15 protein-coding genes and 1 pseudogene are annotated in these 13046 nt (G+C 66.1%); 8 read left to right on the forward strand and 8 right to left on the reverse strand.

Annotation, left to right across the window (positions count from 1 at the left end; genetic code table 11):
- Nucleotides 1-10: 10 nt before the first annotated feature.
- A pseudogene (locus tag ABRP28_RS18725) lies at nt 11-1031 on the reverse strand (isopenicillin N synthase family dioxygenase).
- Nucleotides 1032-1076: 45 nt separating this feature from the next.
- Between ABRP28_RS18725 and ABRP28_RS18730 the strand changes: the two are divergent.
- From ABRP28_RS18730 to ABRP28_RS18745, 4 genes are read left to right on the forward strand one after another with little or no spacing between them, the layout of a single operon-like run.
- On the forward strand, nt 1077-1484 hold the full coding sequence (locus ABRP28_RS18730) for an MmcQ/YjbR family DNA-binding protein (RefSeq protein WP_350000833.1): 408 nt from the start codon (nt 1077-1079) through the stop codon (nt 1482-1484).
- Complete coding sequence (locus tag ABRP28_RS18735) at nt 1477-2031, forward strand: DUF1990 domain-containing protein (protein WP_350000832.1); 555 nt, start codon at nt 1477-1479, stop codon at nt 2029-2031. The genes ABRP28_RS18730 and ABRP28_RS18735 overlap by 8 nt, the downstream gene beginning before the upstream one ends.
- Nucleotides 2028-2345 carry a putative quinol monooxygenase gene (locus ABRP28_RS18740; RefSeq protein WP_231455482.1) on the forward strand — a complete coding sequence of 106 codons (318 nt, stop codon included), beginning with the start codon at nt 2028-2030 and terminating at the stop codon, nt 2343-2345. The genes ABRP28_RS18735 and ABRP28_RS18740 overlap by 4 nt, the downstream gene beginning before the upstream one ends.
- A 29-nt stretch (nt 2346-2374) precedes the next feature.
- A complete protein-coding gene (locus ABRP28_RS18745) occupies nt 2375-2668 on the forward strand; it encodes a DUF503 domain-containing protein (protein WP_350000830.1) in 294 nt (97 codons plus the stop codon).
- Nucleotides 2669-2763: 95 nt separating this feature from the next.
- On the opposite strand, the gene purL is transcribed toward ABRP28_RS18745, so the two are convergent.
- Genes purL through purS form a run of 3 tightly spaced genes read right to left on the reverse strand, consistent with a single transcriptional unit; the run spans nt 2764 to nt 6096 of the window.
- Nucleotides 2764-5073 carry a phosphoribosylformylglycinamidine synthase subunit PurL gene (gene purL / locus ABRP28_RS18750; RefSeq protein ID WP_350000828.1) on the reverse strand — a complete coding sequence of 770 codons (2310 nt, stop codon included), beginning with the start codon at nt 5071-5073 and terminating at the stop codon, nt 2764-2766.
- The gene (gene purQ / locus ABRP28_RS18755) at nt 5070-5843 is read right to left on the reverse strand and encodes a phosphoribosylformylglycinamidine synthase subunit PurQ (protein WP_350000827.1); all 774 of its coding nucleotides are present in this window, start codon (nt 5841-5843) and stop codon (nt 5070-5072) included. The genes purL and purQ overlap by 4 nt, the downstream gene beginning before the upstream one ends.
- Before the next feature lies 1 nt (nt 5844).
- Nucleotides 5845-6096, reverse strand: coding sequence for a phosphoribosylformylglycinamidine synthase subunit PurS (gene purS, locus ABRP28_RS18760; RefSeq protein ID WP_045730009.1), 252 nt, complete (start codon nt 6094-6096; stop codon nt 5845-5847).
- Nucleotides 6097-6398: 302 nt separating this feature from the next.
- Here purS and ABRP28_RS18765 point away from each other — a divergent pair, with 302 nt between their 5' ends.
- Nucleotides 6399-6584 (forward strand): hypothetical protein, encoded by a 186-nt coding sequence (locus tag ABRP28_RS18765; protein ID WP_231455478.1) that lies wholly within the window; start codon nt 6399-6401, stop codon nt 6582-6584.
- A 367-nt stretch (nt 6585-6951) separates the two neighbouring features.
- A complete protein-coding gene (locus ABRP28_RS18770; protein ID WP_374152989.1) occupies nt 6952-9990 on the forward strand; it encodes a S8 family serine peptidase in 3039 nt (1012 codons plus the stop codon).
- A 77-nt stretch (nt 9991-10067) separates the two neighbouring features.
- Here ABRP28_RS18770 and ABRP28_RS18775 read toward each other — a convergent pair whose 3' ends face one another.
- The 4 genes from ABRP28_RS18775 to ABRP28_RS18790 are packed head-to-tail and all read right to left on the reverse strand — an operon-like array spanning nt 10068 to nt 12387.
- The gene (locus ABRP28_RS18775; protein ID WP_350000823.1) at nt 10068-10415 is read right to left on the reverse strand and encodes a serine protease inhibitor; all 348 of its coding nucleotides are present in this window, start codon (nt 10413-10415) and stop codon (nt 10068-10070) included.
- On the reverse strand, nt 10412-11350 hold the full coding sequence (locus ABRP28_RS18780; protein ID WP_350000822.1) for a 3-methyladenine DNA glycosylase: 939 nt from the start codon (nt 11348-11350) through the stop codon (nt 10412-10414). Before ABRP28_RS18780 ends, ABRP28_RS18775 begins: the two co-directional genes overlap by 4 nt.
- Nucleotides 11322-11894: an SSI family serine proteinase inhibitor gene (locus ABRP28_RS18785; protein WP_350000820.1), complete on the reverse strand. Its 573-nt coding sequence runs from the start codon at nt 11892-11894 to the stop codon at nt 11322-11324. The genes ABRP28_RS18780 and ABRP28_RS18785 overlap by 29 nt, the downstream gene beginning before the upstream one ends.
- Nucleotides 11895-11898: 4 nt before the next feature.
- Nucleotides 11899-12387, reverse strand: a complete 489-nt coding sequence (locus tag ABRP28_RS18790; protein ID WP_350000818.1) for a MarR family transcriptional regulator — start codon at nt 12385-12387, stop codon at nt 11899-11901.
- 77 nt (nt 12388-12464) lie between these two features.
- On the opposite strand from ABRP28_RS18790, the gene ABRP28_RS18795 reads away from it, so the two are divergent.
- Nucleotides 12465-12707, forward strand: coding sequence for a hypothetical protein (locus ABRP28_RS18795; RefSeq protein WP_350000817.1), 243 nt, complete (start codon nt 12465-12467; stop codon nt 12705-12707).
- 121 nt (nt 12708-12828) lie between these two features.
- A complete protein-coding gene (locus tag ABRP28_RS18800) occupies nt 12829-13044 on the forward strand; it encodes a hypothetical protein (RefSeq protein WP_350000815.1) in 216 nt (71 codons plus the stop codon).
- The last annotated feature ends 2 nt before the right edge of the window (nt 13045-13046 follow it).

A 13046-nucleotide genomic window follows, 5' to 3' on the forward strand; every position in this document is an offset into this window, starting at 1 on the left:
GCGTTCAGCCTCAGCGCTTCAGCAGCTCCGGATAGTGCCGTTCGGTGACATCCGGGTGCGCCCGCATCCTGCCTTTGAGCATGTTCATCCCAAACGAGGCCAGCAGGGGGTTCGCCGGGTCATCCGTGATTCCCCTCGCTGCTGCCTTCAGCTCCGGCGGCAGCGGCACGGGCTCGATCACCGCATCCAGCCTTGGGCACCAGAAAAACGGAACGGAGTACCGGTCCACCCCCGGCGGCGGTGCCTGCACCCGGTGGATGGTAGCCGCCAGGTAGCCTTCCGTCGCCACTTCAAGCATTTCACCCAGGTTCACCACCAGTGCCCCCGCGAGGGGTTCCACCGGAACCCACCCAGCCGCTCCGGGCGGCAGGACCTCCAGCCCGCCCACGTCGTCCTGGAGCAGCAGCGTGACGAATCCGTAGTCCGCGTGCGATCTGGTCTCCGGCGGCCTCCACCACGCCGCCCACGTAGTGAACCAGCTTGCCCATCCATGCCGGTGACCCCCGGAACGGCTCGTCGAAGTAGTCCTCCGGCAGCTGCAGGGAGACAGCAATGCCCCTGAGCAGCTCCATCCCCACCCTGGACATCAGTTCGGCCCAGGCCATGGCCACCGGGCGAAGCTCGGGGAACGATGCGTCAGGCCAGAGGTTGGGACCCTGCAGCAGCCAGAAAGGCTGGTCCTCCGGATAATCCGTAACAGGCTGCCGCTCCGGCGAGTAGTCGATCTGTTCCCGGGCATCCGCCCTTCCCTGGGTAACCTCGGTGCCCATCCGGGTGTAGCCGCGGAAATGCGGCGACAGCCGGTTATCCAGCTTCAGCCGTTCCTCGAGTGGAAGGCTGAAGAAGCGCCTGATGGTGTCCAAAAGCTGTTCAGGCTGGCCGGGGCCCGCACCATATCCAGTCACCTGGAAGAAGCCCACGTTGTGCGTGGCGTACCGCAACTGCCCGATGAAATCCGGGTTGAAGGACCCGCCGGATTGCCGGGCCGTGCCCAGGTCCAGAACAGGTATGGACCCCTGATCGCGTGCCATCCTCGCAGACTAGCACCGGAGGCGATGGCTTTATAGGCTTCGTGGATGGACCCAGACGCACTGCGGAAAGTTTGCCTCTCCTTCCCCGGCGCGTACGAGGATTATCCCTTCGGGCCGGAGACCGCCGTCTTCAAGGTAAGCGCCGGCGGTTCCCAGAACCAAGGCAAGGTCTTCGCCTTGTCATCGATGAGCCCGGACGGTTACGTGAACCTCAAGTGCGAGCCGGGCCTGGCGGTGCAGCTCCGCGCCGCACACCCGGAAATCACGGGGGCGTGGCACATGAACAAGACCCACTGGAACGGTGTCCGGCTGGACGGGGGACTTCCCGACGACATGGTCAGGGACATGGTGGAGGACTCTTACGACCTCGTGGTGGCAGGCCTGGGAAGGAAGCAGCAGGAGCAGCTGGGATGGGCGCGGCTGAGCGGATCGGCAGGTGGAGCACGTGGCTGAGAAAAGGCTGGCCGCGAGCGGGCTCAACTATCCCGGGATTGGCAGCACCGAACGGGGCACCGCCCCGGCAGGGTACCCGCGTGTCCTGGAGGAAACGTTCCTGGGCACGGGCATGGAGGTGTACCGGTGGGTGGCTGCAGGCATCCTTGGGTGGGAACTGCAGCGGCGGGCAGGGCTCCGCGTCCGTGCCGATTCACCTGTGGCGGTGCCGGGGGCGCGGGTGGTCAGCGGCTTCGGCGCGGGGCCTTTCCGGCTGAACGCACCCTGCGAGGTGGTGTGGGTCCGGGAGCCTGCGCCCGGGGGGATGCCGCAGTCATCAGGATTCGGCTACGGCACGTTGCCCGGGCATCCGGCGCGGGGGGAGGAATCCTTCGAAGTGGAGATCAACGGCCGCGGGGAGGTGCTCCTGCGGATCCAGGCGTTCAGCAAGCCAGCCAACTGGTTCTACGCTGCCGGCGGACTGGTCACCCGTGCCGCACAGCGCCACGTGACGTCCCGGTACATTGAAGGGGCACGCAGTCTCGCCTCGGAAGGAATGCCCACGTGATCTTCATTGTCGTCAAGTTCAAGGTCAAGCCCGACTGGTCGGAGCGTTGGCTCGACCTGGTGGCCGACTTCACCCAGGCCACGCGGCAGGAACCGGGAAACCTGTGGTTCGACTGGTCCCGCAGCGTGGACGATCCCAACGAGTTCGTCCTGGTGGAAGCTTTCAAGGACGACGCCGCGGGGGACCACGTCAACAGCGCGCACTTCAAGCAGGCCATGGCGGACATGCCCCAGGCCCTGGCCGAGACACCCAGGATCATCAGCCGCCAGCTCGACGGCGAAGGCTGGGACCGGATGGGCGAACTCACCATCTGAGAGCCTCGGCACATCGGTAGGCTGGTCCCATGTGGATCGGCTGGATCGAATTCGACATCCTCCTGGGCGACGTCCAAAGCTTGAAGGAAAAGCGCTCCGTGGTCAGGCCGCTGCTCGCCGAGATCAGGCGGCGGTTCGACGTCTCCGTTGCCGAGGTGGGGGACCACGACCAGTACCGGCGTTCGCAGGTGGGCGCCGGCCTGGTGGCGGCCGACCGAGCCCACCTCGTGGAGGTGCTGGACGCCGTCGAGCGTTTTGTGGCGGCCAGGCCGGAGTTCGAACTCCTTAGTGCCCGGCAGCGTGACCACCACAGCGAGGACTAACCGCGCGCCCACATGAGAAAACCGCGCCTGGTCCGGACATCCGCACCCCTGGCCTGGGGTGCACGTGTCCGAATCAGGCGCGGTTTCCCGGGGGACTAGCCGAAGTACTTCGGCAGGGTCCCTTCGTGTGCTGCGCGGAGGGCGTCCAGGGGCAGGCTCTCCACGCCGTTGATCTCCAGGGTGCCGCTGGCTGCATCCACCACGCCGATGCGGGTGTGCGCGAAGCCGCGGGCGGTGCACATGTCCGTGAAACGGATTTCTTCGGAGCGGGGCACGCCCACAATGGCACGGCCCTGGGACTCGGAGAAGAGCGCCGTGAAGAGGTCCACGCCGTCCCGGTCCAGGACATCCTGCAGCGCGATCCGGGCGCCTACGCCGTACCGCAGCGAGGACTCCACCAGGGCTGCGGCGAGGCCGCCCTCGGAGAGGTCGTGCGCCGAGTCGATCATGCCGTCGCGTGAGGCGTTGATCAGGATCTCGCCCAGGGCACGCTCGGCTTCGAGGTCGACCTTGGGCGGCTCCCCGCCGAGGTGGCCGCGCATGTTGGCCCACTCGGAACCATCCAGTTCAGCGCCGGTGGTGCCCAGCAGGTATATTGCCTGGCCATCCTCACGCCAGCCCGACGGCGTGCGGCGGGCAACGTCGTCGAGCTTGCCCAGCACTGCCACCACAGGGGAGGGGTGGATGGGCGTGGTGCCCGTCTGGTTGTACAGGGACACGTTGCCGCCCGTGACCGGGATGCCCAGCACCATGCACGCGTCGGACAGGCCGCGGATGGCTTCGGCGAGCTGCCACATGACGTCCGGATCCTCGGGGGATCCGAAGTTCAGGCAGTCACTGACGGCCATGGGCACGGCGCCGGAGGTGGCCACGTTGCGGTAGGCCTCGGCCAGGGCCAGCTGCGCGCCGTGGTACGGATCCAGGTAGGTGTAGCGGCCGTTGGCGTCGGTGGCCAGGGCAACGCCCAGGCCGGTTTCCTCGTCGACGCGGACCACGCCGGCGTCGTCGGGGAAGGCCAGGGCGGTGTTGCCGCCCACGTAGCGGTCGTACTGGTTAGTGATCCAGTCCTTGGAGCACATGTTCGGCGATGCCACCAGTTCGGTGACGGCCTTGGCCAGTTCCCCGGGCGCGGCCGGGCGGCCTGCGTCCTGGACGGAACCGGTGAAGGTGTCGGCCTGGACGGCGTCCTGCCACTCGGGCCGGGCGTACGGACGGTCGTAGACGGGGCCGTCGTGTGCCACGGTGCGGGGATCGACGTCGACAATCACGTCGCCTTCCCAGGTGATGATCAGGCGGCCGGTGTCCGTCACTTCGCCCAGCCAGGAGTACTCCACGGCCCACTTCTCCATGACGGCCTCGAACGCCTTGACGTTCTCCGGCGTGACCACGGCCATCATGCGTTCCTGCGACTCGGACATCAGGATCTCGCCCGGGGTCAGGGTGGGGTCGCGCAGCAGGACGGACGTCAGCTCAACCTGCATGCCGCCGTCGCCGTTGGAGGCCAGCTCAGACGTGGCGCAGGAGATGCCTGCGGCGCCCAGGTCCTGGATGCCCTCAACCAGGGAGCCCTTGAACAGCTCCAGGCAGCACTCGATCAGGACCTTCTCGGCGAAGGGGTCACCCACCTGGACGGCGGGCCGCTTGGACGGCTTGGTGTCGTCGAAGGACTCCGAAGCCAGCACGGACGCGCCGCCGATGCCGTCGCCGCCGGTGCGGGCACCAAAGAGGACCACCTTGTTGCCCTTGCCGGAGGCGTTGGCCAGGCGGATGTCCTCGTGGCGCATGACGCCCACGGCCAGGGCGTTGACCAGCGGGTTGCCTTGGTAGACGGAGTCGAACACCATTTCGCCGCCGATATTCGGCAGGCCCAGGGAGTTGCCGTAACCGCCGATACCCGCGACGGCGCCGTGCATGACGCGTGCGGTGTCCGGGTGGTCGATGGCGCCGAAACGCAGCGGGTCCATCACGGCAACGGGGCGGGCACCCATGGAGATGATGTCGCGGACAATGCCGCCAATGCCGGTCGCGGCACCCTGGTAGGGCTCAACGAACGACGGCGAGTTGTGCGATTCGATCTTGAAGGTTACGGCCCAGCCGTCCCCGAGGTTGGTCACGCCGGCGTTTTCGCCGATGCCCACCAGCATGTCCTTCTTCATTTCCTCGGTGACCTTCTGGCCGAACTGGCGCAGGTGGTTCTTGGAGGACTTGTAGGAGCAGTGCTCGCTCCACATGACGGAGTACATGGCCAGCTCGGCGCCGGTGGGGCGCCGGCCCAGGACCTTGACGATCTCGTCGAATTCGTTCTGCTTCAGGCCCAGCTCGGCCCAGGGAAGCTCCGTGTCCGGAGTCTTCGCAGCATGCTCGACGGTGTCGATGTTGAACTTCTTGGTGGTTTCCGTGGTCACTTGGCGCCTCCCACAATCTTGTTCAGGACGGAGGTGAAGAAGCCGAGGCCGTCGGTGTCGGACCCGCCGATCCCATCGAGGGACTGGGGGCCGAAGCCAACCTCCACTGCGTGCTCGGGGTGCGGCATGAGGCCCACCACGTTGCCGGCGGCGTTGGAGATGCCGGCGATGTCCCGGCGGGAGCCGTTCGGGTTGAAGCCCACGTAGCGGAACACCACGCGGCCCTCGGCCTCAAGGGCGTCCAGGGTCTTGTCATCGGCGATGTACTGGCCGTCCTGGTTCTTCAGCGGGATAGTGATCTCCTGGCCCGCCTCGTAGTCCAGCGTCCAGGCGGTGTTGCTGTTCTCGACGCGGAGGACCTGGTCGCGGCACATGAATTTCAGGTGGTCGTTCTTGATCATGGACCCCGGCAGCAGGTGCGATTCCGTGAGGATCTGGAAGCCGTTGCAGATACCGAGCACCGGCAGCTTGGCATCCGAGTTGGCGGCGTCGATAATTTTGGTCATCAGCGGGGCGAAGCGTGCGATGGCGCCGGCGCGGAGGTAGTCCCCGTAGGAGAACCCGCCGGGAATCACCACGGCGTCCACGTCGCCGAGCCCGGTGTCTGCGTGCCAGAGTTCGACGGCGGTGCCGCCGGCGAGGCGGACGGCGCGGGCGGCGTCGCGGTCATCAAGGGTGCCGGGGAAGGTGACGACGCCGATCCGGGCGCCGGCGAGCCTGGCGCCGGAGGCGTCGGCAGGTGCTTCGCCGATCAGGGGAAGTTCAGTCATGTCAGGCCTCGACGACCTCGACGTTGACGACGTCCTCGATTACCGGGTTGGACAGGAGGGTTTCCGCGGCATTCCGTGCCTGGGCCAGAATTTCCTCGGTCACCTCGCCGTCGACCGTCAGTTCGAAACGCTTGCCCTGGCGGACAGAGCTGAAGCTGGTGAAGCCCAGGCGGGGGAGAGCGCCGACGATCGCCTTCCCCTGCGGGTCCAGAATCTCGGGCTTGGGCATGACGTCAACAACGATCCGGGGCATCCGGTAACTCCTGTGCGTGAGCTTGGGTAAGGGCGCAGCGGAGTGGTGCCGTCTCACGCCGTTCCGGGCCTGGGACACGTTGACTTAAACAGTTCAGGCCGTGAGTTCAGACAATGCGTTCAGACATGAGGACGGGCGCTCCGCGAGCTTGCTCGTCCATTCTACCGGCCGAACGGCCACAGCCTGTATTCGGGTGGTTCCGGCAGGACAGCCGCAGGAAGCCGGGTTGCCGTACATGTGGCAGCGGCGCTTTCCGGCCCCGTGCTGTGGAGTTGGACGTGCGGCTTCACTAGGATTGCTGAATGGCTGAAAATTCGAAATCCGTGCTGTTGCCCATGGTCGCCGCAGCAGTGTTCGCGGGCCTGGGCCGCATGGTGTTCCAAAAGATCAAAGCCGACCGTTTCGCCCGGGAGAACAGGGTGGCAGGGCCGGTGGACGAAAAGACCCGGCAGTGGATCAGCGACGTCGTCCGCACACCACGCCAGTAGCGACGGGCCCCGGCCTTTCCGCGGTTCCAGGGCGTCTTTCCGGGCGCCCTTTTTCGTGCCCGTTTGCCGGCCTCCCGGCTGCCGGCCGGCGCCAGGAGGGCTGATGTATGACTGGCGGAATTTTCCGGTTTGTGTCCTATGTCATATTCAGCTATCAGTCTGTACTCTGTGAATCGGCTGGTCTCACGAAATGACAAGATCTGTAACTTCGCGTGCCATGCCAAGTCGTTTCGGGCCCCCACCCTGGCTGGGCCGGTACATCGTGAAAGGTTTGCATGTGAGATCTACTGGAAAGAGCCCCACGCGGGGCGGGGGATTCCGGAAGGCAGCGGCGCTCGCCGTCGGCTTGCCGCTAATCCTCACCTCGATGGCCATAACGCCCGCCACCGCGGCGCCGGACGGGCAGGACACGGCAGTAAGTGCCGCGGAAAATGCACCCGCCGAGTTCAAGGACGGCCGCTACATTGTTGTCCTGGCGGGGGCAGCAGCGGCCGCCTACGAAGGGGAAACGCCCGGACTGGGAGCAACAAAGCCCGGCAATGGCAGGAAACTTGATGCCGGCAGCGCCAATTACAGGGCCTACGACGCACACCTCCGCAAGCAGCAGCGGGAGGTCGCTGCCAGCAAGGGGGTAACCCCGGCCAAGCAGTACACCGCCGCACTGAACGGCTTCACGGCAGAACTCACTGCCGCCCAGGCGATGGAGCTGTCCAAAGACGATCGCGTGCTGGTTGTAGCCCCGGACGTGGAGAACGCCCCGGATTACACCACCACCGACTTCCTCAAACTGACCGGCCCCGACGGGGTCTGGGCCACGCAGTTCGGCGGCGAAGCGAACGCCGGCAAGGGCGTGGTCGTGGGCGTCATCGACTCCGGCTACGCCCCGGACAACCCGTTCCTGCAGGGCGAGCCGGTCCAGCCGCTGAGCGGGCCCGCCCAGGTAGGCGTTCCCTACCGTACCGCGGAGGGCCGGATTGCCATGCTCAAGGCTGACGGCACCACCTTCGAAGGTGAATGCCAGAAGGGCCAGGGAACGGGGGCTTCCTTCGACGGCTCCCTGTGCAACTCCAAGGTCATCGGAGCCCGGTACTTCGCCGACACCTTCCTGCAGTATGTCGCCCCGGGGAACCGGGCGCCCGAGGAACTCATCTCACCGGTCGACGTCGGAAGCCACGGAACGCACACTGCCACCACGGCCGCCGGCAACGCCAACGTGGAGCAGGTGATCGACGGCTCAAGCTTCGGCAAGAGCTCAGGCGTCGCCCCTGCTGCCAAGGTCTCGGTGTACAAAGTCTGCTGGGAAGACACCAACCCCGACACCGGAGGCTGCTACTCCTCGGCCTCCGTCGAGGCAGTGGAAGCCGCCATCAAAGACGGCGTGGACGTCCTGAACTACTCCATCTCGGGCAATAACAACAACACCACCGACCCCGTAGCCCTGGCGTTCCTCAATGCAGCAGCTGCAGGCGTGTTCGTCTCCGCATCAGCCGGCAACTCGGGTCCCACCGCGTCCACTGTCAACCATGCCTCGCCCTGGCTGACCACGGTTGCCGCATCGACGTTCCCCAGCGACCTGCTGGGCACCGTCAAGGTTTCGGACGGATCGCTGTACCGCGGAGCTTCCATCATGAAGTCGGAAGTGGCTGATACCCCTGTTGTGGTTGCGGCTGCGGCCGCAGCGGCGGGAGTAACCAATGCCAACCTTTGCGGCCCCGGCAGCCTGGATGCGGCCAAGGTGGCAGGCAAGGTTGTTGTCTGCGACCGCGGCGTGGTGGACAGGACGGCCAAGAGCCAGGAAGTCCAGGACAAGGGCGGCGTCGGCATGGTCCTGGTGAACCTCACCAGCAGCTCCGAAGACGCCGACAACCATGTGCTGCCCACCGTCCACGTCAATGCGCCCAAGAGCCTGGAACTGAAGTCAAAGCTGGAAGCGAACCCGGCTTTGACCGTCAGCCTGGTCAAGGGCGACCTGACCGGTGAACCGCCGGCCCCGGCGCCGCAGATCGCCGGCTTCTCCTCCCGCGGCCCCACCCTCGCCGCCGGCGGAGACCTGCTGAAACCGGACATCGCCGCACCGGGCGTCAACGTCCTGGCGGGTGTATCCACCATCGGCAACAACGGCGACCAGTTCGGTTTCATGTCGGGCACCTCCATGGCGGCCCCGCATATTGCAGGATTCGGCGCCCTGGTCCTCAGCAAGCAGCCCAGCTGGTCTCCCGCCATGGTGAAATCAGCCATGATGACCACCGCCTACCCGCTGGTCAACGCCGACGGCTCGCCCAACGCCGACCCGTTCCAGGGCGGCGCCGGCCACATCGACTCAACCCGGGTCCTGGATCCGGGCCTGGTCTACAACTCCGGCATCAAGGACTGGCTGGGCTTCCTCAACGGCCAGGGTGTGGACACGGGTGCACCGCAGGCCGGCACCATCGCCGCCCGTGACCTGAACGTGCCCTCCGTTGCGCTTGGCAGCCTGGTGGGAGAAGTCCAGGTCAAGCGCCAGCTGACGGCACTGGTTCCGGGTATGTACCGCCCGGAGGTCAGCATGCCCGGCTTCAACATCCAGGTGGAGCCGAAAGCACTGAACTTCGCCAAAGCCGGACAGACCCGCGAGGTCACCCTGACCATCCGGAACGCCAGTGCTCCGGTGGGCAAGTTCAGCACGGGCACCCTCACCTGGAAGGGGCCCCGCACTGTCAGCTCGCCGATCGCCATCCGGCCCGTGGATGCACAGATCGCTCCGTCCTTCTCCTTCAGCTCGGCCACGGGCAGCGGGAGCGGCACGATGGAACTGGTGTCAGGTTCGGACAGCCCGATCAACGTGGGTGTGGAGGGCCTGGCGCCGCTGAGCCAGACCGCCATCACCAAGACTCCCGGTGAGTACGCACCCCGGAACGACGAGCACAACGCGCTCCTGCGGGTGACGGTTCCGGAAGGGGCGTCCTTTGCCCGCCTGGGCGTCCAGGCGGCGTCGGACGACGTCGACTGGGACATGGTGGTCTACGCGCCCAACGGTTCGGGCGGTCTGACAGCCACCCAGGTGGCGACGGCTTCCGCGAGCGAGTTCCTGGACCTGGAGTCTCCGCGCGCGGGAACGTACTACCTCGCCGTCAACCTGTATTCCACTCCGGACAACGGGCCGGCCAGCGCTTCCGTGCAGGCGGTGACGTTCGCTGGGGACGCGGGTAACCTCACTGTGGAACCCAACCCGATCGTGGCTCCCAACGGAACCGCCACCTCGGCCACTGTGTCCTGGACCGGCCTGTCCGAGGGCGCCTACCTGTCCCGGCTAAGCCTGGGCGGCAACGGCATCAGGACCTGGGTCAACGTCCAGGTGGGTGCTGCGCCTGTTGCCCCGTCCGGGGCCCCGCAGGTGGCGCTCGCAGACGCCGTACCCGCGGTGTAGCAGCCTGACGAAATAAGAAAAAAGACAGGATCCCGGGCGGTTGAAGCGCCTGGGATCCTGTCTTTTGCTCTCAGGGCTCAGGTGGCGCCGGATGCCCCGCCCCTGCCGCCGAGCAAAGGGGCCATGGCATTCCAGCGCGAGATTTCGCAGCCATCCGTGCGCGAGAACATGGAATCGACGGTGCGCCCATGGAAAGCGCCCGTGACCACAGCCACCTGGGGCCCGCCGTACTGCTGGGTGCAGAGCCGGGGTGGCCCAGGCTTGGGAAAGAAAACGTTCTCGCCGTACTTTTCCACGGCTGCCAGGGCCGCATCAGGGTCCGGCAGGGTGGTGGAGGGCTGGACGCGGCCGCCGTCGGCTACCAGCCGGAAGACGTGTTCGACGGCGTCAGGATCTTCCCGGAGCCTGACGGTCAGGTCGATCATGCCGGAACCGTCCTGGACAATACGTCCAGCTCAACGGCCAATCTCTCCCTGAGTGCTGCAGCTTCGGCGGCGAAGGAGCGCTGGTGCTCCACATACTCGGCCTTGCCCCGCGGCGTCTCGATGGGAATGGCGGGATAGCCCCACTCGGCGAGATCGTAGGGCGATGCCTGCATGTCCATGGCGCGGATCCGCCAGGACAGCTCGAAGCAGTCCATCACCAGGTCGCTGGGCAGGGCCGGCAGCAGCTTGTAGGCCCACTTGTACAGATCCATGTTGGCGTGGAGGCAGCCGGGCTGTTCTAGGTGGCGCTGGCTCTCCCGGCTCGGCGCCAATTCATTCAGCGGGACGGCGTCCGGCGTGTAGAAGCGGAACGCGTCGAAGTGGGTGCAGCGGATCCGGTTGTCCTCCACCACCTTGTCCGTGCCGGCTGATCCCAACCGCAGCTGCAGGTACTCGTGGCGGAGGTCGAACCTGTCCTGGTGGTACACCATGGCCCATTCGTGGAGCCCGAAGCAACCGAACTGGGCGGGGCGGGCCGCAGTTCCGCGCAGGATGATCTCCGCGAAGGTGAGTGCCTCGCTCCGGTCGGCAAGAAAGGCATCCCGGTCAAAGGTGACCGCGGTGCTCCCTTCCGGGAGCCCCAGGAAGGCAAGTTCGCCGTCGTCGAGCATCCGGTAGTGCTTCCAGCCTTGGCGCCCGGCCGCTTCCGCACCCAGCAGGACATGCCCGGCGCCGGGGTGCCACCGGCGCAGCTGGCCCGGCTTCTGGGTGTAGTAGGTGAAGAGGAAGTCTTCCACCGGATGTTTCTTGCCGGCTGACCTTCGCGCCAGGTAGGGGTCCGCGTAGCGGCTGACGCGCAGCTGGTGGGCCTTTTCCAGCTCCTGCCATTCGTCCGCCGCGAGGAGCCTAAGCTCCACCGGCAACACCCAGGACATCCCTCGCAGCATCCCAGGCACTTATTTCACAGCCATTAGTGCGCGAAAACGCCGTGTCAACGGAGACGCCGTCCACAACTCCCGTCACCGTGGCTTCCTGCGGGCCGCCCCACTGCTGTGTGCAGGCTTGTGCGGTTCCCGGAGTGTGCGGACCCAGCATCCCTGCGTTTTCCTTCAACGCCGAGCAGGCTGCATCCGCGCCGGGATGCACGCTCTCGGCGGCAGGGACCCCATCAACGCAGACCAGGGTGTAGCTCGCTTCGGGTTCTCCCTCGGCTGCGGTGACGATGATGGACAGTTCGGCATTGCCCTGGCCGGGACCGGAGGGTGCAGGCGAAGTTTCGGGAGCCGGTGCGGGGACGGAGGTTTCGGCGTCGGCGGACGGGCTGGCGGTGGGATCGGCGGTGGCGGAGGCTGTGGGCGTTGCGGAAGGTTCGCCGGAAGGGCTCCCGCCGCCCTGTTCGGGGGAGCACGCCGGGAGCAGCGTTGCCGCCAGCAGCAGGGCGAGCGCCGTCTTCCTCATGGACCGTGGCCTGTCCGTCATCCCATCATTCTACTGCTGGTATTGGATCTGTCTCCTGGCCGGAGGTGACCGCAATCAGCCCCATCATGGAGGTATGCAGTTCGGCCACCTGTGCGCGGGTCAACCCCAGGCGTTCCATCATGGTTCCCGGGACTTTGAGCGCCTCCTGCCGCAGCGCGGCGCCTTCGGCGGTCAACTCGACGGCCAGCGCGCGCTCGTTGCCGTCCACCCGCCGTCGCGTAATCAGGCCGGCAGCCTCAAGCCGGCGGAGCAGCGGCGAGATGGTGGCCGGTTCCTGCGCGAGGGCATCACTGATGTTCCGGACGGTGCGAGGACTCGCTTCCCACAGACACAGCATAACCAGGTACTGCGGATGGGTGAGGTTGAGTTTTTCGAGGACGGGCTTGTAGGCGCCCACAACGCTGCGGGCAGCCACTGTAAGGGCGAAGCACAGCTGATGCTCCAGGAGCAGGTCTTCCTCCTGCCCGGTGTCGATACCGGCTGCCGTGGCCATGTCTCCTCCAATTGTTAGTGCACTAACTATTAGCGTAAACTTCAAGGAGTAATCATGTCAGATAAGGAGCCGGTTTCATGGGTAAGGGCAACTCAGCGGGCGAGGAGAACGCCTCGCAGCGTTTCATGCGGGCCACCGGCAGGCTTCGGGCAATTTTTGGTCCGGCCAACCGCTCTTCCCTGGCCCACGACATGACTGAGGAAAACCGGAGGCTGCTGGCCCAGCGCGAAGCGGAGACCCAGCAGTGGGAGACCGTTACCCGGCCTGACGGCAGCACCTATGTCGTGCCCCGTAACCCGGAAGACAAGTCGCTGCGCTGAGCCTGCCAAAGTCGGGTACGGGCGGGAGCCTTTTCCTGCCCGCAGGCATAAAATAAGGGCACTGGCTCCAGCAGGAGGCAGGAGCTCTTTCCCCCGGACAGCCGGGAAGGGGGTGGAAACAGTGGCACATGTAGTCGACAGGTTCATGAGCCTGACCGACAGGCTCCGGTTCTTCTTCGGGCCGGCCACGCGGCTGGACTCCGAGTCGCCGGTGGTACATAAACACGACGCTTTCGAACAGGCCTCAGAAGAGGAACTCTCGCACTTCGTTGTGGAAACCGATGCTGCCGGCCATCACTACGCCGTACGCCGTGAAGACCTCGAAAAGCAAGGCTGATG

Origin of the sequence: Pseudarthrobacter sp. WHRI 8279 (assembly GCF_040224115.2) — a bacterium.
Lineage (GTDB): Bacteria > Actinomycetota > Actinomycetes > Actinomycetales > Micrococcaceae > Arthrobacter.